This window comes from Lacihabitans sp. CCS-44 (genome assembly GCF_024343735.1).
Taxonomy (GTDB): domain Bacteria; phylum Bacteroidota; class Bacteroidia; order Cytophagales; family Spirosomataceae; genus Leadbetterella.
This window is the reverse complement of the sequence record NZ_RJUE01000064.1, coordinates 26,848-48,881: the sequence shown is the minus strand read 5'-3', so window position 1 is coordinate 48,881 and position 22,034 is coordinate 26,848. Positions and strand designations below refer to the sequence as shown.

General features: G+C 36.0%; 22 protein-coding genes. 11 read left to right on the top strand and 11 right to left on the bottom strand.

The genetic code is table 11. The features are described 5' to 3' along the window. Positions 1-191 precede the first annotated feature (191 nt). From EGI26_RS19715 to EGI26_RS19705, 3 genes are all read left to right on the top strand, one after another. Positions 192-740, top strand: coding sequence for an OmpA family protein (locus EGI26_RS19715; protein WP_255080794.1), 549 nt, complete (start codon positions 192-194; stop codon positions 738-740). A gap of 25 nt (positions 741-765) precedes the next feature. Then, on the top strand, positions 766-1,317 hold the full coding sequence (locus EGI26_RS19710) for a hypothetical protein (RefSeq protein ID WP_255080793.1): 552 nt from the start codon (positions 766-768) through the stop codon (positions 1,315-1,317). An 80-nt stretch (positions 1,318-1,397) separates the two neighbouring features. Continuing rightward, on the top strand, positions 1,398-1,916 hold the full coding sequence (locus EGI26_RS19705; protein WP_255080792.1) for an HAD family hydrolase: 519 nt from the start codon (positions 1,398-1,400) through the stop codon (positions 1,914-1,916). Here the strand turns inward: EGI26_RS19705 and EGI26_RS19700 are convergent. Together EGI26_RS19700 and EGI26_RS19695 are read right to left on the bottom strand one after the other, a co-directional pair. Then, on the bottom strand, positions 1,913-3,352 hold the full coding sequence (locus tag EGI26_RS19700; RefSeq protein ID WP_255080791.1) for a trehalase family glycosidase: 1,440 nt from the start codon (positions 3,350-3,352) through the stop codon (positions 1,913-1,915). The genes EGI26_RS19705 and EGI26_RS19700 overlap by 4 nt on opposite strands. Positions 3,353-3,365: 13 nt before the next feature. Beyond that, positions 3,366-4,592, bottom strand: a complete 1,227-nt coding sequence (locus EGI26_RS19695; RefSeq protein ID WP_255080790.1) for a sugar MFS transporter — start codon at positions 4,590-4,592, stop codon at positions 3,366-3,368. 169 nt (positions 4,593-4,761) lie between these two features. On the opposite strand from EGI26_RS19695, the gene EGI26_RS19690 reads away from it, so the two are divergent. After that, on the top strand, positions 4,762-5,613 hold the full coding sequence (locus tag EGI26_RS19690; RefSeq protein ID WP_255080789.1) for an AraC family transcriptional regulator: 852 nt from the start codon (positions 4,762-4,764) through the stop codon (positions 5,611-5,613). A 35-nt stretch (positions 5,614-5,648) separates the two neighbouring features. Here EGI26_RS19690 and EGI26_RS19685 read toward each other — a convergent pair whose 3' ends face one another. After that, entirely contained in the window at positions 5,649-6,575 is a 927-nt protein-coding gene (locus EGI26_RS19685; RefSeq protein WP_255080788.1) for a hypothetical protein, read from the bottom strand. A 164-nt stretch (positions 6,576-6,739) separates the two neighbouring features. Between EGI26_RS19685 and EGI26_RS19680 the strand changes: the two genes are divergently transcribed. Continuing rightward, on the top strand, positions 6,740-7,411 hold the full coding sequence (locus EGI26_RS19680; RefSeq protein ID WP_255080787.1) for an FKBP-type peptidyl-prolyl cis-trans isomerase: 672 nt from the start codon (positions 6,740-6,742) through the stop codon (positions 7,409-7,411). 38 nt (positions 7,412-7,449) lie between these two features. Further along, positions 7,450-9,522, top strand: a complete 2,073-nt coding sequence (locus tag EGI26_RS19675) for a carboxy terminal-processing peptidase (protein ID WP_255080786.1) — start codon at positions 7,450-7,452, stop codon at positions 9,520-9,522. A gap of 173 nt (positions 9,523-9,695) precedes the next feature. Here the strand turns inward: EGI26_RS19675 and EGI26_RS19670 are convergent, their stop codons facing one another. The 6 genes from EGI26_RS19670 to EGI26_RS19645 form a co-directional block, all read right to left on the bottom strand. Beyond that, positions 9,696-10,169 (bottom strand): hypothetical protein, encoded by a 474-nt coding sequence (locus EGI26_RS19670; RefSeq protein ID WP_255080785.1) that lies wholly within the window; start codon positions 10,167-10,169, stop codon positions 9,696-9,698. 5 nt (positions 10,170-10,174) lie between these two features. Next, positions 10,175-10,681 carry a hypothetical protein gene (locus EGI26_RS19665; RefSeq protein ID WP_255080784.1) on the bottom strand — a complete coding sequence of 169 codons (507 nt, stop codon included), beginning with the start codon at positions 10,679-10,681 and terminating at the stop codon, positions 10,175-10,177. A gap of 197 nt (positions 10,682-10,878) precedes the next feature. Continuing rightward, positions 10,879-11,649 carry a restriction endonuclease gene (locus tag EGI26_RS19660; RefSeq protein ID WP_255080783.1) on the bottom strand — a complete coding sequence of 257 codons (771 nt, stop codon included), beginning with the start codon at positions 11,647-11,649 and terminating at the stop codon, positions 10,879-10,881. 161 nt (positions 11,650-11,810) lie between these two features. Further along, positions 11,811-12,254, bottom strand: a complete 444-nt coding sequence (locus tag EGI26_RS19655) for a hypothetical protein (protein ID WP_255080782.1) — start codon at positions 12,252-12,254, stop codon at positions 11,811-11,813. Positions 12,255-12,417: 163 nt separating this feature from the next. After that, on the bottom strand, positions 12,418-12,831 hold the full coding sequence (locus tag EGI26_RS19650; RefSeq protein WP_255080781.1) for a restriction endonuclease: 414 nt from the start codon (positions 12,829-12,831) through the stop codon (positions 12,418-12,420). Between the two features lie 90 nt (positions 12,832-12,921). Continuing rightward, entirely contained in the window at positions 12,922-13,896 is a 975-nt protein-coding gene (locus EGI26_RS19645; RefSeq protein WP_255080780.1) for a polyprenyl synthetase family protein, read from the bottom strand. A 355-nt stretch (positions 13,897-14,251) separates the two neighbouring features. Between EGI26_RS19645 and hisH the strand changes: the two genes are divergently transcribed. The 4 genes from hisH (at position 14,252) to lon (ending at position 18,980) form a co-directional block, all read left to right on the top strand. Then, positions 14,252-14,848 carry an imidazole glycerol phosphate synthase subunit HisH gene (gene hisH, locus EGI26_RS19640; RefSeq protein ID WP_255080779.1) on the top strand — a complete coding sequence of 199 codons (597 nt, stop codon included), beginning with the start codon at positions 14,252-14,254 and terminating at the stop codon, positions 14,846-14,848. Continuing rightward, positions 14,845-15,567 (top strand): 1-(5-phosphoribosyl)-5-[(5-phosphoribosylamino)methylideneamino]imidazole-4-carboxamide isomerase, encoded by a 723-nt coding sequence (gene hisA, locus EGI26_RS19635; protein WP_255080778.1) that lies wholly within the window; start codon positions 14,845-14,847, stop codon positions 15,565-15,567. Before hisH ends, hisA begins: the two co-directional genes overlap by 4 nt. Beyond that, positions 15,561-16,319, top strand: coding sequence for an imidazole glycerol phosphate synthase subunit HisF (gene hisF, locus EGI26_RS19630; RefSeq protein WP_255080777.1), 759 nt, complete (start codon positions 15,561-15,563; stop codon positions 16,317-16,319). Before hisA ends, hisF begins: the two co-directional genes overlap by 7 nt. Positions 16,320-16,502: 183 nt before the next feature. Next, positions 16,503-18,980: an endopeptidase La gene (lon, locus tag EGI26_RS19625; RefSeq protein ID WP_255080776.1), complete on the top strand. Its 2,478-nt coding sequence runs from the start codon at positions 16,503-16,505 to the stop codon at positions 18,978-18,980. A gap of 284 nt (positions 18,981-19,264) precedes the next feature. Here the strand turns inward: lon and EGI26_RS19620 are convergent, their stop codons facing one another. Both EGI26_RS19620 and EGI26_RS19615 read right to left on the bottom strand, forming a co-directional pair. After that, a complete protein-coding gene (locus tag EGI26_RS19620) occupies positions 19,265-20,353 on the bottom strand; it encodes a saccharopine dehydrogenase C-terminal domain-containing protein (RefSeq protein WP_255080775.1) in 1,089 nt (362 codons plus the stop codon). 248 nt (positions 20,354-20,601) lie between these two features. After that, positions 20,602-20,928, bottom strand: a complete 327-nt coding sequence (locus EGI26_RS19615; protein WP_255036851.1) for an iron-sulfur cluster assembly accessory protein — start codon at positions 20,926-20,928, stop codon at positions 20,602-20,604. A 57-nt stretch (positions 20,929-20,985) separates the two neighbouring features. Here EGI26_RS19615 and EGI26_RS19610 point away from each other — a divergent pair, with 57 nt between their 5' ends. After that, on the top strand, positions 20,986-21,609 hold the full coding sequence (locus tag EGI26_RS19610; RefSeq protein WP_255080774.1) for a YiiX/YebB-like N1pC/P60 family cysteine hydrolase: 624 nt from the start codon (positions 20,986-20,988) through the stop codon (positions 21,607-21,609). Positions 21,610-22,034 lie beyond the last annotated feature (425 nt).

Below are 22,034 nucleotides of genomic sequence, written 5' to 3'. Positions count from 1 at the left end.
CTTTTTTTTGTCATTCCAATACAAGACTGTCAAATGATTGAATTAGTGAGTAAAGTATTGATTATTAATAAGTGACGTTTGATATTTTTCTGTTACTTTTTCTAAATTAAGCGTCAAAATTATTGTCTTTATTGAAATTTGTTTTAAATTGTATTATTAAATCGTTTTATAACTAACCCCTTATCTTAATCATGAATAGATTATTGATTCCGCTGCTGATTTTGTTAGGGTCATTACTTTTCAGTTGGTTTTGGAATTGCAACAGGAAGGACTACTGCCCTGATTGTCAGCCAAAGGCCATTGTTGCCGAGGTTGCAGTTACACCAGTTGTAACAGATACCGTAACTGTACAAGCTGAAGACACGACTCAAGCTAATCTCACTCCTGAGGAAAAAGTTCTCTTTGAACCTCTTGATGTTTATTTTCAATCAGGTAAGTCTTCGATTAACCGAACCGAAGAAATTAACACTTGGTTGACCACCGCAAAAGCTTATTTGGAGAAAAATCCAAACGAAAAACTAAGTGTTACGGGTCATACCGATAGCGATGGTGATGATGCCTCAAATATTGCTCTTTCGGAGAAAAGGGCGGGTATTGTTAAGACTATTTTGGTAAAAGATGGTTTTGCAGATGCTGGCCTAACCGTAATAGGTAAAGGTGAAAGCGAGCCAATTGTTGAAAACGATACACCTGAAAATAAAGCAAAAAACAGACGAGTTTCAATCAGACTTATTAAATAATTCAATATCAAAAATCTTAATTTATATGGAAAATCTTAAATGTTTATTCAATTGTTTCCCTTGGGATATATTTTTGTTCGCATTGCTCTTAGGCTTATTGCTCTGGTGGTTACTCTCTAAATTACTGGGTGACAGATTAAAATCTCACGCAAGCGAACTTCAAGATAGAATCAATTTCTTGGAAGGAGAATTGGAGGCTTGTAGAAAATCAAAAGTTTCTACTTCAACCAATGTCGATCTTGGAACTGTTGCCGCGGTAGCAGCAGCTCCAGTGGCCGCAGCTTTTGTAGCTCCAGCTGCTGCAGCAGCTCCAGTGGCAAACAAGAAGGATGACCTCAAAATTGTGGAGGGCATTGGCCCTAAAATAGAGGAATTGTGCAACAACGCAGGTATTTATACATTTGCAGAGTTGGCCTCCACCTCGGTTGGAAAAATCAAAGAAATTTTAGATGCCGCAGGTTCGAGATTTCAAATGCATGATCCAACTACTTGGCCTGAGCAATCGGCCTTGGCCAGAGACGGCAAATGGGATGAACTTAAAAAATGGCAAGATGAATTGAATAAGGGGAAAGCCTAAATATGATTCTTATTTTAGAGTAAAAAACGACGGGAAACCGTCGTTTTTTGTTTATTTTGTATTTAACTTAAAGTACTCTTATGGATATCAAGCTAAAATCAAAGCTAAGCAAAATTACAACTTTTATATTCGATGTGGATGGCGTCTTTACCGATGCTACCTTGCTTGTCGGTGAGGATGATGTTCAGAGGATTTTTAACGTTAGAGATGGCTACGCAGTGCAAATTGCTGTGAAATCTGGCTACAGAATGGCAGTGATTTCTGGAGGTAAACAAAAGAGCATAGCTACGAGACTAAGTGGATTGGGTATTCATGATATTTTTTTATCTGTCGGAACAGACCAGAAGCTTCCGGTTTTTCAAAAATACATTTCAGAAAGAGAACTTGAAGAAGAAGAAGTCCTTTTCATTGGCGATGATATCCCCGATTATTTGCTCATGAAATCTACGAAAGTTTTAGCATGCTGCCCAGCCGATGCTACTGAAGAAGTTAAAAGCATAAGCGATTATATTTCTCCGGTTTCTGGTGGAAATGGAGCTGTTAGAGATGTCATAGAGCTTGTAATGAAAGCCCAAGGGAAATGGATGAAGATATTTTAGTGGTCTTTTTTTAAAGATAAAAACACTCCGTTGGTCCAGCCGAAACCATCCTGATTTGGGTATTCGCCACCTCCAGTTTCTGCAAGATTACTTTCTACATTGTATTTTTCTGTAAACTTCCCGTTTTTATAAAATGTAGTCTCGTTCAATCTAATCCAGTTCGTTTTTATTTTATCTGCAAGACTCTTAAAGCCGTAGTTTTTTAGTCCAACATAAGCCATCCATTGCAGAGGAGCCCAGCCATTCGGAGCGTCCCATTGTTGCCCACTTTCAATTGTGGTAGTCACCAAGCCACCAATTTTCAGGAATTTTTGCTCTAATATTTTTGCAGAAGATTCTGCTTGCATTTTATTTGCTATATTAAAATAAAGAGGAAAAACGCCTGCTAAACTTAGGTTACTACGAACAGTTTTTTTTGCCAAATCAAAGTCGCAGAAAAACCCCATGTTGTGGTTCCAAAAGTATTTTTCGATTGCTATTTTTCGATTATGGGCTTTTTCTGAATAATGTAATCCGTCTGTTGGATGAATACTAGCTAGCTGTTTTTCTAAGAAAAATAAAAGACAATTTAGGTCAACGGGTACTATGTTTGTAGTATTTATAGTGGATAGGTCACCATCTTTTTCAAACCATCTGCTGCTAAAGTCCCAGCCAGATTCGCAGGCTGCTCTTATGTTTCTATAAAGTTCCTTTGGGTTTCTCGTAGACTTTTCTGCAAGCTCAATGTCTTCAATAAAAGACTCGGGTCGTGGAGTGGGGCTATCGTCATCATAACGGTTCAAAATCTCACCATCCGGCATAGTAATTGATCTTTTAGTCATCCAAAACAGATATTCTTTTTCTAGTTGACTTAAAAAATCAATTGGCTTATTTGAAAATTCAGTGTCGTCCAACAAATCTACCATCAAGCTAAAAAAAGGAGGCTGAGATCTGCTTAGGAAATAGGTTCTGTTTCCATTTGGAATAAATCCGAATTGGTCTATCAAAAAAGCAAAGTTCTTAATCATTCCTAAGACCAAATCGTTTTTCTTAGAAATGATAAGGCCAAGCATTGTAAAATAACTATCCCAATAATAAGTTTCTTGAAATCTACCTCCTGGTACCACAAAGTCGTTTGGGAGCGAGATATATGTAGAATTCAAGTTTTCAGGCTCAGTTTTTTTTGTTAAATGATCCCATAAATTTATTATGTGTTGTTCAGGGTCGCCGATGTGTTGAGTTACGAAGGTCTCGCTTTTGGGGATTACGCTCCTAAAGTTTTTGGAAATGAATTTTTTAAGGTCAAAACTTGGCTCGGTTTTTTTTTTCTCAAAATCACCGGAAATATCTTCAATATTTCTAGTGGCCACCATGTCTGGGAAAGATTTAGAGTCCTCAAATAGTCTTGAAAGTTGAACCGCTTCAAAAAGTTTTTTTTGTTCTACAATAGTTGCCATTGTTTAACTAATATTAATGTACCTGCTTTTTTATGATAGATTGAATTCTGAGTACAAAAACAATCAAAAGCACAATCGGAATGAATAAAAAGTAAAAGGCATTAACTCCACCTGTAATTTCAAAGAGTGTTCCCACAATTCTTGAACCTATAGTACCGCCTAAGGCCGAAAATATTATGATCAAACCAGACATGGGAGAATGGAGGTTTTTAGGCAAGCTGCTCAAAACGGCCGAATTTAATAATGGGTATATGGGAGCTATAAATAGACCAATCAAAGGCAAAATATAGCCTAGGTAAGGTACATCAGGTAATGAATTTATTGTTTTTACTTCGTTTACGGTAACTTCTAATTGAGGAAGAACGAAAAACAAAATCAAAATAGATACCACAGAGCAGACTATGACAATTATTACCCAAGATATTTTTTTTGCCACCATGCCTGCCAAGAACCTCCCTAAAGCCAAAGACACTGCCAGAATTGAAGCCATCTGTACACTTAATTTTTCTGAGAAAGCAAATATTTTCTGATTAAATCTTGGTAGCCAAGTCATTATGCCTTGTTCTATCATTACGAAGAAGAACGCCGACGCAACAAAAACCAATACCAGTGGGAGTATTATTAATTTAAAAGAAGCTTGTAAGTCTTCTTTGATAGAGGTCACTTCTATTAATTTGTCTTTGGGAATTTCTGAAAATATTAAGAAGACGAAAGATATCAATATCATGCCACACAATACCAAATAGACATTTAACCAATGGTTTTGGTCGGTTTCGCTATAGAAATAAGGAAATAGGAAATAGGCAGTAGCGATTCCTATCATAAAAAAACCTTCTATAGAGCTCATAAAGGCAGTATGTTCCTTCTGAGAGTTGGTTATTTCTCCAATAAGGCTGTAGACTGAAAGTTTGATGAGGGCAAAACTAACACCAATACTCAAAAATAATAATTTGGCACTAAGAAAGGAGTTACCCAAATACATACCTATACAACCAAAGAAGACTATCATTAGGCCAATAAGCATGGCTTTTTTATAGCCAAGTTTTGGCAAAAAAGAAGCTATCAATAAAGACACCAACGCTATGGGCAGATCTTTAAAAGCTTCTAAAACCGACGCATTACTTTCTGTAATTTTATATACATTTATGGATTTAGAAATTACTATTCCTACACTATTTAGTAAAATGGCAAAAACAAAATAGTTAAGAAAAAGAGAAGCTTTGAGTTTCCAATTGTTCATGGCTTAGAGGTGTTTGGAAAAAATAAAGCGAACCAAAATGATTCGCTCTAAAATTTATCATAGGTTAATTCTTTGAAAGTAAATTTATTTAATGCAAAATAATGGTAAAATAATTCAATTATTTACCAATATTTTATCTAATATTTGCACTGTATTAATATTTTTAGATTTGATTCCTTTAGAAAAGATATTGCCAGACCCAGAGTCGTCATTTAAAGTATTGTATCATCATGTGATGCCTGATGTTTTTTTGTGGAATTACCATTACCATCCTGAAATTGAATTGGTTTTTGTTTTTGATGGAATAGGTAGGCGACACGTAGGAAATCATGTAAGTTACTACGAAAACGGCGATTTGGTATTGATTGGGTCAAACCTCCCTCACTCAGGTTTCGGGTATGGAGCCCTAGGTAAGCACGAAGAATTGGTCATTCAGTTTAAGCGAGAGCTTGTTCAAGAAATTGCCGAGTTTGAAGCGGTTACACAGCTTTTAAGAAAAGCACAATATGGAGTTTCTTTTTCTGATGAGGTAAAGAAGAAATTAGAAAGTGATTTTAGGGAAATTAAGTCTTTACCTCCTTTTGAGAAGTACTTGTGTTTACTAAGTATTTTGAAGAAATTAGCATTGGAGGCAGATTATCAAATTTTAAATAGTACGCAATATCAGAAAAGTGATTTTGCGAAAGACCAAAATAGGATATTAAAGATATTTCAATATGTAGAAAAAAATTACTCGAACGATATAGCTACGCAAGATGTGGCTGATTTGAGCAGTTTAACTTTGCCAGCATTCTGTAATTATTTTAAAAAAAACTTGGGAGTTTCATTTACTGACTTTTTAAACGAATATCGGATAAACCAAGCTTGTATTCATCTTACAGAAGGGCAGAGCGTTTCTAATGTAGCTTTTCTTTGTGGCTTTAATTCACTTTCATACTTTAGCAGGACCTTTAAATATTTCAAGAATATTTCTCCAAGTGAGTTTCAAAGCAAGGTTTTTGAAAAAAAAGAGCGAAAGTAATTCTTCGCTCTTCAAAGGTTATAAATAGTGTTCTATTACAGTTTTTCAAGATTTTTTCTAAATTTGCCAGAAACTTTTACCATTTCATTTACCTTAGCAATAGCTATGTCATAACCTCTGGCAGAACCGCTAATTTTTAATATTGCGTTGGTGTTCAATATTATATTTTCAGAAAACTTAACAAATTGAGGATGCTCATTGAGCGCGTTATGTACTTGTTTACTATCAATAGTCATAACTGATTTGTCTATTCCAAAAGGGTTTTGATAGAAAAACTCTGAAACATTTCCATCAATTTTTGCATAAATCAACTGGTTCGGGATTAGACTAAGTTTCTCGCTTGAGCCTTTAAATACCAAAATCTTCAATGGGTTGTCAGAGTTTACAACACTTTTACTCCTTAAGTCAGAATTAAGGTTTTCTGCTTTCTTTTTGAACTTAGTATCATGTAACGTTTCTTGAAAGAAAATAAATAATACCAGCGGAATTACACTAAAACCAAATAATACTAATCCATCAATAGGGAAGCTTATAGAGCCTGTATTTTTTGAAGATAAAAAGTATGTCAATCCTAAACTTATAATGAAAGACATTAAAAGAGACTGTACTAGCTGTTTTGAACCAATCCATTGGTGTTCATCATAAAATGATTTTGCAATTAATGGAAATATAAATTGACAAATTATCATAGATATAAAGGAAATAATTCCACAGCCTATGAGTATAGTCAATTTGACTGATTCCTCTAAGTCTTTTATGCCAAATGGCTGAAATAGGAAAAGGACGACAAAAATACCAACAGTTATGGCTACTGAATGTAATAAGCCCCTAATGCTAAGTGAAGAAGAATGATAGGGTTTTTTGAATTTATTAAAGAATGTTTTAGTCAAATTAGCTATGCCACGAAATATTGAAGCAAAGAATGATGAAATCGCATTTGAAATGTTTTTTAAAAATGACATTTTATTAGGTTATTATTATTTTATTAGGGAATTTCAAAAACTATACCACAAATCTTTTAACCAAAAATTTGTTAATGTTAATGTTAAAAATGTTAAAATTATTATGTTTTTTTGTCTTTCTAACGTATTTCACAATAATATTTTAATTAACAATCAATTCATTTATGAAAATCAGTTCAAAAGTAGCACTTATCGTATTATTTTTCAATATTTTAACTGTTTTACAAAGCCATGCACAAATACTCAAGACATCTTTAGATTCACTAAGCTATGCAATTGGAATTAATGTGGGTGATAATTTGAGAAATCAAAAGCTAAACGTTAATCCAGATATTTTAGCCAAAGCTATAAAAGATGCTATAGCTAGTAATAAGTCCGTAATGACCTCAGAAGCATCAGGTGCTTTTATTCAAAATTATTTTCAGACCCAAGCTATGAGGGCTGGAAATGAAAATAAAGTAAAGAGCGAGGCGTTTCTAGCACAAAATAAAACCAAAGCAGGAGTTCAAACTACAGCTTCTGGTCTTCAGTATAAAATTTTAACTGCGGGAACAGGCCCAAAAGCTATAGAGACAGACAAAGTAAAAGTTCATTATCATGGCACGCTCATAGACGGTACAGTTTTTGATAGTTCAGTAAACAGAGGCGAACCTGCAACATTTGGAGTTACCCAAGTAATAAAAGGCTGGGTGGAAGCGTTACAAATGATGCCAGTGGGGTCAAAATGGACACTTTATATTCCTGCCGATTTGGCATATGGTGTACATGGTCAAGGGTCAATCGGGCCAAGCCAAGCGTTGGTTTTTGATGTAGAATTGATTGAAATCGTTAAATAGCTTCTTAGTTTTATAGGAGCATTCACAAAATTATGAAAATGAAAAAAAGCGTATTAATTACTTTTTTGGGACTTTCAAGTTTCTTGGCCTTTTCTCAAACAGAAACGCCTAAATATAGTTATGACCCACTGAAACCTACTGCTTCACATTCTAAGGTTCAGGCCTTTGTGACACAATTTCTAAATAACTATCACTACAGAAAGTTCGTCTTGGATGACTCACTATCGTCAAAAATATGGTCGAGTTTTATCGATAATGTAGATGGATCAAAGGCATATTTTACAAAGGCAGAAATAGATGGATTTGAAAAGTATAGATTTACTATTGATGAGGCCATGCTTTCGGGTGAATTGAATGCCCCCTTTGAGGTTTTTAATGCTTACAGACTAAAGTATAAAAATAGACACGCCTACATCAAAGATTTTTTGAAAAAACCGATGGATTTTAATACGAATGATACTTATGAAGTAAATCGTACTACATCTCCTTGGGCAAATGATGAAAAGGAGCTGGATAAGGTTTGGGATAAAATCATATTAAGTCAGGCTTTAGGTTTGAAACTAAGCGGAAGTACTGATAGTGCCATTGTGGCCACCTTGAGCAAGCGTTATGATATGTACGAATCTAGAGTGGTTAAATGGAGAGCGGAAGATATTTTTCAAACTTTTATGAATGCTTTTACTGAAATTATCGACCCTCACACTTCTTACATGATTCCGAGTAGTGCAGCTCAGTTCAATATAGAAATGAGTCAGTCTTTAGAAGGTATCGGTGCAACACTTAGAAATGAAGGAGACTATGTGATGATTGTGGATGTAGTGCCTGGTGGGCCTTTGTTTAAGAGTGGACAAGGTAGCAAAAATGATTATATAGTTGGGGTTGCTCAAGGAGATGAGGGAGAGTTTCAAGATATTATTGGTTGGTTAACAGACGACGCCGTTAAACTAATCAGAGGAAAAAAAGGAACCGTTGTTAGGCTAAAGTTGCTTCCGTCTGACGCACCCACTGGCACAGAACCGAAACTTTTGAGAATAGTAAGGGAAAAAATAAAGCTAGAAGAAGCCGTTGCACAAGGCGAAATTATTGACATTAAGCACGACAAAAAAGATTATAAAATAGGAGTAATTGATATTCCGATGTTCTACCGCGACTTTGAATACGCTCGCCAAGGAGGGGATTTCCAAAGTACTACTAAAGACGTTAAGAAATTCCTTTTGGATTTTGAAGAAAAAGGCGTAGACGGAGTATTAATAGACTTACGAAACAACGGTGGCGGCTCGCTAACTGAAGCCATCAATCTATCAGGTTTGTTTATTCCTGATGGCCCGGTGGTTCAACGTAGAACAGGCCGTGGAAAAGTTGACGTTGAGTCTGATACCGACAAAGAAACTGTATACGCAGGCCCGTTGATGATTCTTCAAAACAGATTTAGTGCTTCAGCATCGGAGATTTTTGCCGGGGCTATTCAAGACTACAAAAGAGGTTTGATAGTAGGGGAGAGGTCGTATGGCAAGGGTACAGTACAACAGTTGGTTGACTTAGACCAGTTCTTGAACTCACCTCGTCAAGCATCAAGAAACAAAGACAACAATGGTGTTTCGACTGGTGTTGGTTTTGAAGCGAAAGAGCGTTTTGGCCAATTGAAACTTACCACTGAGAAATTCTACCGTATTACTGGTAACAGCACGCAGCTGAAAGGTGTGGAGCCAGATTTGGCACTGCCGTCTCCGTTTAACGCTGACGAAATGGGAGAAAGCTCGCAGCCAACCGCACTTCCTTATGATGAGGTAGAGGACGCAGGTTTTGTAAAAACTAATAATATAAACGAGAAGATAATCAATAAGTTAGACGTTAAGTTTCAGTCACGTTTGAAGAGCGACGAAGCACTGAAAGAACTTGTAATTGATTTGGAAGAATACAAATCTCAAAAAGACAAAAAGGAGTATTCGTTGAATTACGAATTGCGTAAAAAAGAGAAAGAAGAGACAGAAAACAACAGAAAAGCCGTTAAGAAAATCAATAAGTCGAGCGGTAAAAATGATAAAGAAGAGGATTTGTATCTAACAGAATCTGAAAAAATCCTTTGTGATTTGATTGGTTTATTGAAATGATTTCGTGAATAATCAGAACGAACTTATATAAAAAAGCCTGCGGAAGCGGGCTTTTTTTTGATCGCCTAGCAGAGTCTCCGAAGGGACTCTGCGGATGGTATGGACGAATGAGTTTCTCATTTTAGTGTAGTTAAGAGTCCCATAAATGGAGACTCTTAGCAGACGAAAGAAGATTAATCTTCAGCCACTAAAAACAAATTCCGATAGTCGTATTTTGAATAATCCGCATATCTTTCTTTTTCTTTAGTAATCTCAAGCAATTCGTTTTTGACCTCAATTCTTAACCAGTATTCCGGACTTAGATGCGAGAATGAACTAAGTTTTAATACAATATTGGCATTCAGTTTTCTTTCGCCAATCAAATATTTATGGAGGTTGCTGTCTTTCATTTCAAATAAATGGGCCAATCTCTTTTGAGTTACATTGAATGTTTTTAAGTACAGTTTTACAAAATCCAAAACTCTTAATCTTTCTGATGTAGTTTCAGTTTCTATGTAATCCTCAATTTGATATTGTATCGCCAATAAATCATTTTTTAGCTTTCGTTCTTTAGATTGCTTTTGAGACTGACTGACTATAAAATCTTTCAGAGAATTACTTTTCTCATCATTCCAAATTTCAGTTATTTCAATTTCTTTATTTTCCATAATTTTTAATTTAGAAATTTACCAATCAATTGCTCACCTACCTCTGGGCTAATAACCATCGTAGTTTCTCCCCACTTTAAGGCTCCGTACTTTTGACAATACAAAGCCATTAATTTTAATTCATCCTCCTTATTCTGCTCCATTACATCAAATGCAAGCCAACCTTTAAAGTGTTCAATACCATATAAAAAGCTAAGTCTGCAAGCATAAGCAATAAGGCAAGCTGCTACTTTATCATATCGTTTGGTTATTCCTTTATTGTGTGGAGCTAGTTCAATATAGGCCATATAAGGTTCAACTCTGTTTCTTAAATGAAAAGTAAGACATGCCTCAATTACACTTTGAGATTCTTCACAAACTAAAATGTATGTCTCAAAACCCGCATTTTTTGAATGTTTTTTGAAATTAAAACGCCAACCATCTGTTATGGATGGCAAAGTCAGACCAGAAGGTTGTTTTATTTGAGCATCAACCAGTTGGCTATCGATAACTCTAATGATTTTGACTTTCATTTTTTACATTGAGCAATGCAAAGATAAGTAAAATTATACAAATTGTAGAATTTTATAATTATTTTTTTCCCAGCAGAGTCTCCGCAGTGACTTTGCGGATTGGTGGGGATGATTGGATCGGAATTCTTATGCAGTAGTCTAAAGGCTCCTATAGGGAAATTCTGAACGGACAAAGGTTTTGACTGTTATAAGTAGGTTTATTTTTTGTATTCTTTACACCAATTGGAAATGTCATTATAGTCTTTTAGTTCCAATTCAAAGTTAAGTGGTTTTACAAATTCTTTGGCACCTTTAGTAAATGTTGATGTTGTTACAAGTATTGCTTGATTATATCTTTCTGCAACCTTGACACCATACAAACCTCTAACTAATTCAACTCCAACTTTATTGTCGTCTCCATATTTTTTACATTCCACAATAAACATTTGATGTCCAAATGGGCTTTTGTATAATGCAATAATATCTTTACCTCCATCTCTTGTTTTTGGTGTCAATGTAACGTCAAATCCTTTACTACGGATAATTTCAGCAATTAGTTCTTCAAACTTTCTATGATGAAGTTTAGATAAATATTCCGGGTGTTTTGCTAAATAGGCTATTAATTCATCGTTAATTTCATTTAGGTCAACTTGAATTTCTTTATTGTCCTCAATGTATTCAGATGAAAACAATTTAGGGTAAACATCTTTAATCGGATTGTATTTAGAATATCCTTGAGCACCATGTTTGTTGGTAAAGGGATAGTCAACATGTCCTCTTGGAATTCGCTCTCCTACGGCTTGAGATTCATTCATTTCCAAATGTTCTTCACATAGAAAAGGACAAGTGTAATCTTGCTCGTAAAAAGTTTCATTATAACTCTTGTAGAAATCATAAAGTACTACCTCAAATTTGGCAGGATTCGTGCAGCATTCAACAGAACATTTAGTTCCAATTTCATATTTTATCCATTGATAATATTCTTCCATTTTCATTGTATTTTTTAGAATTTGCTAATAACCGTTTGGTAATTAGCAAAGTAAGCGATTTGAGGCTTAAATATTTAGTTTTGTACAAATGTCAAATAGAATTCCAAAAGTTCAATTTTGGTGCCTCTTCTCCATATTTTACCAATCCTGGTGAGTTGTTTTTATCTTGATAGTTTCATTAATATGTTATCGATTTTTTCTGTTAAATATGAATTAGGGTCGTCTCCATTGTCTTTCATTTTTAACATTTCACAAAGGTCTTTTTGGTTTAGGCTAATAATTAATTTTCCTGATTCTCTTAATGAGCCTTCCATGGCTGTAATTGCATTTTTTTCTGCACCTTCTCTTGTTAAAATAATAGCAATATTTCTTAATGCTGTCTTATACAAGTATTTTTCTGTGCTATAAACTTGACCCTGCTTTATTTTCTTTGTGTAGTTTTTGAATTCAAAAACCACGAACCTTGAATGGAAATCACGAGCCAATAATTTCCAAAAGTCATTTGTCGAAGAAATTTTTGCAATTAAATCGAAAATATGAAGTGTATCAACTGTTTTGGTTTGATTTTGCCAATTTGAAAAATCATTTTCAAAAATATATTTCAATATTTCTTCACATTGAGTTTCATATTGTTTCGCTGTTACTCTTCCTTTTGATAAAGAAGTTAATTCTTTACATAAATGCTCTCCTTTATTAGTTTTTGGTGAAATTGGCTTTTTGAAATCAATAAAGTTTATGTCGTACTTTTTAGCAATTGTATAAACTCCATCATAAACCTGATTGTGATAATTCCAACAAAATTGCTTCTAATTCTTTGCGAAGTTCTTCATTTCCACTTGTTAATGAAATTAGAATACCTCTGTCAAAGATTTCAATTTTAAACTCATTTTTAAGCTCTTCTCTGATTGTTGGTTCGATATTAGCCGTTAAAACTAAAAAGCCACCTTTGTAATTGTTATTTTGTAAATTGTATTGTAGCTGAATTAGTGAAGTTTTAAAAGTTGAAATCGGAATTCTCCGACTTCTATATGTTTTAACTTCAATTCCGTATTTACTTGAATTTTTGTTAATTTCAATGTCAACACCTCTGTCAGTAGGTTGTGAAATGAGTTTTCCGTCTAACTCAAAAGATTTAAATAAATCAAATATAAATTGTTCAAATCTTTGTCCAATGTTTCTCATCTAGGTGGTCTTTTTACAACGATAGCTAACTCCGAAATATGTGCAAAAATAGTAGTACTTTTTGTGTTGTTTTCTCTTTTAATTATTTGTTTACTTCGTCCTTTCAATAGTAAACTGCACCAAATTTTTCAGGGAGTTTTTGTGGGCGGATTCTGGGAAGGAGTCGAGGATTTCGTAGGCTTGGTTAACGAAATTCTGCATGATTTTTTTGGTGTAATCTATTCCACCCGAACTTCTTACAAAATCTATGACCTCCAATACCTTGTTTGGCTTATCAGATTCGTTTTTGATGAGATTGATGATCTTTCTTTTGGTAAACCATCCGGTGTTGTTAAGAGCAAATATCAGCGGTAAGGTCATCTTTTTTTCTTTGATGTCAATACCCGTTGGCTTGCCTATTTCGTCCGTACCGAAGTCAAACAAGTCATCTTTTATCTGAAACGCCATGCCTATTTTTTCACCCAAAAGTCGGGCTTTTTCTACCATGGTTTCATCGGCACCAGTGGAGGCTGCACCAACAGCACAACAAGAAGCTATCAACGAAGCGGTTTTTTTGCGGATTACGTCGAAATATATATCTTCGGTTATGTCTAATTTTCTGGCTTTTTCTATTTGTAACAACTCGCCTTCACTCATTTCCTTCACAGCATTGTTCACAATCTCCATGAGGTTGTAATCTTTGTGTTTTAGGCTGAGGTCTAAGCCTTTACTAAGCAGGAAATCGCCCACCAAAACGGCAATTTTATTTTTCCAAAGAGCATTGATAGAGAAAAAACCCCTGCGGTAGTTGGAGTCGTCCACTACGTCGTCGTGTACGAGCGATGCTGTGTGTACCAGTTCTATCAGAGCCGCTCCTCTGTAGGTAGAATCAACAATCTGGCCAACCGTTCCAGCGGTAAGAAACACAAACATGGGTCTGATTTGCTTCCCTTTTCGGTGAATGATATACTTCATGATTTGGTCAAGAAGCATCACATTCGTTTTCATAGAATTTCTGAATTTCTTCTCGAAACTATTCATCTCCTCTATGATGGGAGCCTGTATTTCATCAATTGAAATGGCCATTCGTGATTCTGTTACTAATTGGTAACAGGGGAGTTTACAGGTTGTTTAAAATTGAGCAAATTTATTTATTAATAAAACAATTACCTAATTGCGTATAAGATTAATGAACCCTTTATTGTATTATTTCAATTTTTTAAACCTGAAATGTTATTTTTTTGTACATTAATTGAGATAAAATTTTGGAATTGGCTCAAGTATATTTTATTTTGCACAAATTATATATTAATAATCAATCCATTACACAAAAGATTTTTTCCTGACAAATTTAGCGAACAAATAGGCCCGACAAATTAGTCGGGTTTTATTTTTTAAACCAAAAGTAATTTTGCTCAAAAATGAGCCGTAATTTTGCCGAATGAATAGACCAGAGATTTCAATTATAAAATACAACGCAGGCAATATCATGTCGGTCATCATAGCCTTGGAGCGAATTGGTGCCACATATGAATTGACAGACGACCTTGAGCGTATTCAGAATGCCAATAAAATCATTTTTCCTGGAGTAGGAGAAGCTGGCTCAGCCATGAGAAGCTTGAAGGAAACGGGCTTGGATGAGCTTATTCCTACACTAAAACAGCCTTTTTTAGGTACCTGTGTAGGTATGCAGTTGCTTTGTGATTCTTCTGAAGAAAGCGATACCAAGTGTTTGGGCGTATTTGATATCCCGATTCTGAAATTTCCGAAAACGGATGGTTTCAAAATTCCACAAACGGGCTGGAATAATATATATGGTCTGCAAACATCTATATGTGAGTCTGTTAAGGAAAATGCTTACGTGTATTATAATCATGGATATTACGCTCCACTTTCAAAATATACCGTAGCCAAAACCGACTACGTGTTAGAGTATTCGGCCATTTTACAAAAGGACAATTTCTTTGCCTGTCAGTTTCATTCCGAAATCAGCGGTGAGGTGGGGCAACAAATATTTAAAAACTTTTTAGCTTTATGATTCAGGTAATTCCGGCGATAGATATTATTGATGGTAAGTGTGTTAGGCTCACGCAGGGCGATTATGGACAAAAGAAAATCTATAACGAAGATCCGGCTGAAGTAGCCAAGGAGTTTGAAGATGCCGGGATAAAAAGGCTTCACTTAGTAGACCTTGACGGTGCAAAAGAGAAAAGGATTATCAACCACAAGGTTTTGGAGAAAATTGCGAATTCCACCAAGTTGATTATTGACTTCGGCGGAGGAATTCAGTCGGATATCGACATTCAAAAGGCCTTTGATTTTGGTGCGAAAATGATCACAGGCGGAAGTATTGCAGTTAAAAACCAAGAGATGTTTTTGGGTTGGTTGGAGAAATTCGGACCTGAAAAAATTATACTTGGAGCGGATGCAAAAGACGAAATGATTGCCATATCTGGTTGGCAAGAAGCTACCAAAGTTTCGGTTTTTGATTTTATTGAAGAATATCTGAAGAAAGGCATAAAGTACACCATAAGCACTGATGTGGCTAAGGACGGACTTTTACAAGGGCCATCTTTTGAGCTATACGAAAAAATGCAAGTCAAGTTTTCTGACTTACACATTATAGCCAGTGGGGGAGTGAGTGAGATGAAGGATTTGGAAAAGCTTAATGATCAAGGTGTGTTTGGAGTGATTGTAGGAAAGGCTATTTACGAAGGAAAAATAAGTTTGAAAGAGCTGGAGAAATTTATATGCTAACAAAAAGAATTATACCTTGTTTGGACATAAAAGAAGGCCGAACTGTAAAAGGGACCAACTTTGTGGATTTGCGAGATGCTGGTGACCCAGTGGAATTGGCTGCTATTTATGCCCAACAAGGTGCCGATGAATTGGTGTTTTTAGACATTACCGCCACCGTAGAAGAACGAAAAACTTTGCTCGATTTGGTAAATAAAGTGGCCCATGCTGTCAATATCCCTTTTACCGTCGGTGGAGGAATCGGAAGTATTTCAGATGTGTCCAAATTGCTCAATGCCGGGGCTGACAAAGTGTCTATAAATTCTTCGGCGGTTAAAAACCCGCAACTGATTTATGAATTGGCTAAGGAATTTGGAAGTCAGTGTATTGTGGTGGCCATAGATACTCGCCATGTAGAAGGTGAAGACATTGTTCACACACATGGTGGTAGAAAACCAACCGAACTACGCACCCGGAAATGGGTAAAACAAGTAGAAGAACTTGGTGCAGGTGAGATATTACTGACTTCAATGGACGCTGACGGTACTAAAAACGGTTTTGCATTAGATATCACAGCTTTTGTGTCTGAAAACTTGCATATACCCGTTATAGCCTCTGGTGGTGCTGGAAATATGGAGCATTTCTATGATGTTTTCACTGCTGGAAAAGCCGACGCAGGCTTGGCCGCAAGTATTTTTCATTTTAGGGAAATTCCAATTCCTGACCTTAAGCAATATTTGGCAGAGAAGGGCATTCCGATGAGGATTGTTTGAAAAAAGAATACCTTTAAATCGGATTATTGTCAAAACCTACCTCCTTTAAATTTTCGTTTGTATATTTACTTTTATAAAAGTCTGCCATTTTGCCATGAAGTTGCCTGATGGCATAGGGTTTGACTTAATGAACTATACCATTTAGAAATAAAACAGTCAAATATTGAGTTTGACATATCATACATGCTAGATTTTGATAATTTTAATAATATAGGTCTTTCAGGAAAAAACATTGAAAGCGTGGAGATGATTGAGATTTCTCCACCTGACGAGGTTATGGAAGATGATAATAATCTACCTGAATATCTTCCAATTTTACCTCTTAGAAATACAGTTTTGTTCCCTGGAATCGTAATACCGGTAACCGTAACTCGTACAAAAGGCACTAAATTGGTAAAAAAAGCTTACAAAGGAGATAAAACACTTGGGATAATTTCTCAAGTTCGTCAGACCAATGATGAGCCATCAGAAGATGATCTTTACAAAGTAGGTACCATTGCTCATATCATCAAAATGATTGTTCTGCCAGATGGTAATGTGACTATCATTTTGCAAGGAAGGAGAAGGTTTAAAGTGGAGGAGTTTACCAAAACTGACCCACATTTGATGGCCAAGGTATCCTATATTGAAGATAAGTTTCCCAATCCTAAAAAGAAAGAAACCAAAGCTCTAATATCGAGCTTAAAAGAGGCAGCATTGAATATCCTCAATCTTAATCCTGAGATTCCTAGAGATGCTCAAATAGCTATAAATAATATAGATACTCCAAATTTTCTCACACATTTTCTTTCGTCAAATCTCAATATCGGCATTTCAGATAAGCAGCTGCTTCTTGAAACTTTCGATGGTTACGAGCAAGCCACAAAGCTACTCGAACACATGATGAAAGAGGTGCAAGTGCTTGAAATAAAGAAAGATATACAAAGTAAGGCTTCCTCTGATATTGACCAACAACAAAAGGAATATTATCTCCGTCAACAAATAAAAGTACTCCAGGAAGAGCTTGGAATGGATTCGCCAGACCAAGAAGTTGAGAAACTAAGAGCTAAAGGGGCAAAGAAAAAATGGTCGCCGGAAGTTAATGAGCATTTCAATAAGGAACTCAACAAAATCATGCGAATGAATTCAATGGCACCTGAGTACGGCGTTTCTTTGGGTTATGCAGAGTTATTGGTTGATTTGCCTTGGAACGAATTCAGTAAAGATAATTTTTCTTTGGCAAGAGCAAAAAAAATTCTTGATGGAGACCACTTTGGATTGACCAAAGTAAAAGAGAGAATTTTGGAGTACTTGGCTGTGCTTAAACTCCGCAACGACATGAAGGCTCCATTGCTTTGTCTTTATGGCCCTCCTGGAGTTGGTAAAACATCTTTGGGGAAATCCATAGCCAAAGCCTTGGGTAGAGAATATGTAAGAATGGCATTAGGTGGTGTGCATGACGAGGCCGAGATTCGTGGTCATAGAAAAACCTATATAGGTGCTATGCCAGGCAAAATCATCAACAATATCCAGAAAGCTAAGAAAAGTAATCCAGTATTTATTTTAGATGAAATAGATAAAATTTCCAGAGACCATCGTGGAGATCCGTCTAGTGCATTGCTGGAAGTGCTTGATCCTGAGCAAAATAGTGCCTTTAAAGATAACTATCTTGAAGTCGACTATGACCTTTCTAAAGTATTATTTATAGCTACAGCCAACTCTTTGGATACCATTCAGCCGGCTTTGAGAGATAGAATGGAAATTATTGAATTGAGTGGATATACAGTAGAAGAGAAAGTTGAGATTGCCAAGAGGCATTTGTTACCAAAACAAATCGAGCTTCACGGACTTACTCCCGGCATGTTTAAAATCACAAATGGAGCTATTGTTAAACTTATAGAAGGTTATACACGAGAGTCAGGAGTGAGGAGTTTAGAACATAAATTGGGTAGTTTGGTAAGAAAAATTGCCAAGTTTGTAGCCATGGAGGAGGAATACAATCCAAATGTCAAAGAAGCTGATGTAGAGAGGCTTCTCGGTCAACCCATTTTTGATAAAGATTTGTACGAAGGAAACGAGCTGGCTGGTGTTGTTACGGGCTTGGCTTGGACGCCAGTTGGTGGTGATATTTTGTTCATAGAGTCGAATTTGAGCAGGGGCAAGGGAGCTTTAACGCTTTCGGGTCAATTGGGAGATGTCATGAAAGAATCTGCAGTAACAGCACTTTCATATCTGAAATCTCACGCCGAAGACTTGGGGATTGATTACAGAGTTTTCGGAAATTATGACCTTCACATACACGTACCGCAAGGAGCAGTACCAAAAGATGGCCCATCGGCAGGTATTACGATGTTGGTTTCAATGGCTTCTATTTTTACCCAAAGAAAAATTAAGAAAGACCTAGCCATGACTGGAGAAACTACTTTGAGAGGGAAAGTTCTGCCTGTTGGAGGTATAAAGGAGAAAATATTGGCGGCCAAAAGAGCCAATATCAAGGAGATAGTGATGTGTTATAAAAATCAAAAAGATGTAGAGGAAATAGGAGAGGAGTATACAAAAGGACTCACTTTCCATTATGTAAACTACGTGGAGGAGGTTTTGGAAATAGCCCTTCTGGACGAAAAAGTAAAGAAACCCATTGTCTTCAGTTTTCCAGAAGAAACCAAGAAAGAGTTAGTATAACGAAAAGGCCGAAAGGCCTTTTTTGTTTTTTTGAGTACTCTTTTGAAGTTGTAGCGAAAGCTGTTACATAGAATGCTATTACACAAAGTTCCACAAAGAATTCACGAAGTTTCACAAAGGATTTTCTCTGGGAAACTATAGTTTTAAGAGGTTTGAAGAATAGAATTTTGTAAGTTAAATAATTAACAATCAGTTATTTATACTTTATTTTTTTGGAGTATTTTTTTATAGCTTGTATTCCCTTTGTGGAACTTTGTGCCTCCTTTGTGAAATAGCCAAATCATCTATAAATCCCTTTCTAAAAAATACTTCCCATTCTTAGTTTCCAAAAAAGCTTCAAAAGAGATTTCTTCTTGCTTTATGAAACCACTTGTCGGTAAAGTTTTTTCGGCCACCATTTCTACCACGGCGGCTATGGATGCAGCCGTAGTCCAGGAAATAGCTCGCCAATGCTCACCATCTATAACAATCGGTTGAAATGGTCGATAATACTCTTCTCGCTTGATTTTATCGTTTTTCCAGCCTTCTACTACGGCATACACATAGACCACATCTTCTTGCACAGGAGGTTTGGCGTTGGTCAAAATTTGCTCCAATTGCTGTCTGTCATCTTTCATGATTAACTCATAAAGCAAGAATTTCATGAGTTTACAATGCCCAGGATATCTCATGGTTTTGTAATTGAGCGTATCCACTTTACCTTCAAAAGTCTCGCACATGGTTCCAAGCCCACCAGAAGTACTAAAAGCCTCAAATTCTTCTCCTCCGATGTAAATTTTCTCGAGACCGTCCAGAGCAGGCACCATTTTCTTTTGTCCATTGTGAATCACCTCGCAGTCGTTGATGTATTCGTTGATAACACCCGCAGGCGACCAAGTGAACGAATAGCCCAACAATCCGTTGGGAAATTGTGGCAATGCACCCACACGAAGCTCGATGTCTCGAATTTTGTCAAATCTTTTGCACAAATCAGCACCTACTATACCTATAAATCCAGGAGCTAAACCGCATTGCGGTGCCATAACAGATTTGGAAGATTCTGCCATTTTTCTGATGGCATGGGTAGTCGGCACGTCCTCTGTTAGATCAAAATAGTGAATGGCATTTTTATGACAAATTTGAGCAATAGGTAAATTTAGGAAATAAGGCATACAGGAAACCACGGCTTCAAATTCCGGAACGGTTTTTTCTAAAAAGTCCATATTGGAGCAATCACCTTGAATAACCTCAAAAGGTAAGGTTAGGTCATAATGTGGTGTATTTTTGTCTAAACCTGTTACTTTGAATCGTTTGTTGAGTAAAATTCCTACCAGGGAGCCAACTTTTCCCATGCCAATAACAAGGATTTTCGACCCATCTTTAAATGCGTTCATGATTTTTTTATTTATGTTGAAATGTAAATGCGACAGCTAAAAAAGTAGATAGAATTAAGCTGAAAAATCAGGAACAAACGAGCAAGCACTACGTAAGTAGGCCAGTCGGGCAAGGAGGAAGTTTAAATCGATAAACAATGTGATTCTGTTTTACGATTCTAATTTACAATTAAAATTGAAGAACATATCTATTTTTGCACAAAAAAAAAGGCGAAGAAAATCTCCGCCTTTTCAAAATATTGGTTCAGTTAAACTGAAAAACTCTCTCCGCAGCCACAAGTACGGCTGGCGTTGGGGTTTTTAAATTGAAATCCTTTACCGTTCAGGCCATCGCTATAATCTAGCTGCGTGCCAATGAGGTACAAAAGACTTTTTTTGTCCACAAATATTTTTACGCCTTGATCTTCATAAATATGATCGTTGGGCTGTTGTTCAGCATCAAAAGCGAGGTCGTACATCAATCCAGAGCATCCGCCGCCTTCTACTGCTACGCGTATGCCGTGGTTTTCGTTTTTGCCTTCCTTACTTTTTAATTCCAAAATTTTATTTTTAGCCTGTTCTGTTACCGTAATCATTTCGAAATTAATTTATATTTACTTTTTATAAAACTTTAAATACAAATCAAAAGTTTCATGGCGAAGCAAATAAAGTCAAAAAGGATTCTGGACAAAATTTATGAATATCAATCCTTAAACACGAATTTGCGTTTTTATGAGACCATGAGAGGTGAGTTTAAAACTGGCGATTTGTTATTTTTTTCGGGAGACCATTGGCTTTCGAGCTTAATTCGCTTGAGAAGTAAATCTGCTTGGAGCCATGTAGGTATGGTGATAAGAATTGAAGAATTGGATAGATTATTTCTGATTGAAAGCGTTTTGGAAGTTGGTGTAAGAATGTTGCCTTTGTCTTTTATCTATAAAGATTACGACGGGAAAAATAGGCCTTACAAAGGTAGAGTAGCGTGGGCAAGGCACGATTTATTGGCAAACGACTTGTTGAAACAAAAGGCAGTCAAGGAGTTTTGTGTGGACAATCTCTCGAAACAATATGACAGAAAAGAATATTGGCGAATACTCTGGAGAAGCTTTTGGGGTTTTGATAATTTCTTTCATGACGAAAAATATACCTGTGCAGAATACATTTATGAGGCTTTCAAATATGCCCGTGTAGAATTACCAAAAGAGAAAGGTGTTTTCATCAGCCCAGGAGCATTTTGGCGACAGAAAGAGTTGGAGATGAAGGCTATACTTATTTGAGGGTGGATTTTTTGCCTAGTTGTAGTACAGGATTTTATTCCAATTTGGAGGAATATCAATTTTTCATCTTTTTGACTAAAGTCGAAATTGAATCTGTATTTAGCATCCACTGGCTAAAGCCAGTGTCAATTGAAACCGTAGTTTCAAAATGGCATGTTGAGTTCCCTCCATCTTTAGATGGAGCTTGTGAAATTTTACCACTATTCGGCTTTAGACAAACCTTTCATGGTTTGAACTAAAGAACTATCTTTAACAGAGCTAGATTATTCAAAATTTGTTTAGCATTTATTATTTGCGGGTGAAACTCGCATTTCACACCTACGAAGCTAAAAGCCTTTGCCGAAAGGGATTTAGAGGAATATCAATTCATTATCTTTTTGACTAAAGTCGAAATTGAATCTGTATTTAGCATCCACTGGCTAAAG

Bases quoted from the DNA above. Each gene is read 5' to 3' on its own strand.
- hisA (WP_255080778.1), top strand. From the start codon at position 14,845: ATGATTCAGGTAATTCCGGCGATAGATATTATTGATGGTAAGTGTGTT.
- EGI26_RS19715 (WP_255080794.1), top strand. From the start codon at position 192: ATGAATAGATTATTGATTCCGCTGCTGATTTTGTTAGGGTCATTACTT.
- EGI26_RS19620 (WP_255080775.1), bottom strand. From the start codon at position 20,353: ATGAACGCATTTAAAGATGGGTCGAAAATCCTTGTTATTGGCATGGGA.
- EGI26_RS19660 (WP_255080783.1), bottom strand. From the start codon at position 11,649: ATGGAAGAATATTATCAATGGATAAAATATGAAATTGGAACTAAATGT.
- EGI26_RS19610 (WP_255080774.1), top strand. From the start codon at position 20,986: ATGGCGAAGCAAATAAAGTCAAAAAGGATTCTGGACAAAATTTATGAA.
- EGI26_RS19615 (WP_255036851.1), bottom strand. From the start codon at position 20,928: ATGATTACGGTAACAGAACAGGCTAAAAATAAAATTTTGGAATTAAAA.
- EGI26_RS19700 (WP_255080791.1), bottom strand. From the start codon at position 3,352: ATGGCAACTATTGTAGAACAAAAAAAACTTTTTGAAGCGGTTCAACTT.
- EGI26_RS19670 (WP_255080785.1), bottom strand. From the start codon at position 10,169: ATGGAAAATAAAGAAATTGAAATAACTGAAATTTGGAATGATGAGAAA.
- EGI26_RS19650 (WP_255080781.1), bottom strand. From the start codon at position 12,831: ATGAGAAACATTGGACAAAGATTTGAACAATTTATATTTGATTTATTT.
- EGI26_RS19705 (WP_255080792.1), top strand. From the start codon at position 1,398: ATGGATATCAAGCTAAAATCAAAGCTAAGCAAAATTACAACTTTTATA.
- hisF (WP_255080777.1), top strand. From the start codon at position 15,561: ATGCTAACAAAAAGAATTATACCTTGTTTGGACATAAAAGAAGGCCGA.
- hisH (WP_255080779.1), top strand. From the start codon at position 14,252: ATGAATAGACCAGAGATTTCAATTATAAAATACAACGCAGGCAATATC.
- EGI26_RS19695 (WP_255080790.1), bottom strand. From the start codon at position 4,592: ATGAACAATTGGAAACTCAAAGCTTCTCTTTTTCTTAACTATTTTGTT.
- EGI26_RS19645 (WP_255080780.1), bottom strand. From the start codon at position 13,896: ATGGCCATTTCAATTGATGAAATACAGGCTCCCATCATAGAGGAGATG.
- EGI26_RS19680 (WP_255080787.1), top strand. From the start codon at position 6,740: ATGAAAATCAGTTCAAAAGTAGCACTTATCGTATTATTTTTCAATATT.
- EGI26_RS19710 (WP_255080793.1), top strand. From the start codon at position 766: ATGGAAAATCTTAAATGTTTATTCAATTGTTTCCCTTGGGATATATTT.
- EGI26_RS19685 (WP_255080788.1), bottom strand. From the start codon at position 6,575: ATGTCATTTTTAAAAAACATTTCAAATGCGATTTCATCATTCTTTGCT.
- EGI26_RS19665 (WP_255080784.1), bottom strand. From the start codon at position 10,681: ATGAAAGTCAAAATCATTAGAGTTATCGATAGCCAACTGGTTGATGCT.
- EGI26_RS19675 (WP_255080786.1), top strand. From the start codon at position 7,450: ATGAAAAAAAGCGTATTAATTACTTTTTTGGGACTTTCAAGTTTCTTG.
- lon (WP_255080776.1), top strand. From the start codon at position 16,503: ATGCTAGATTTTGATAATTTTAATAATATAGGTCTTTCAGGAAAAAAC.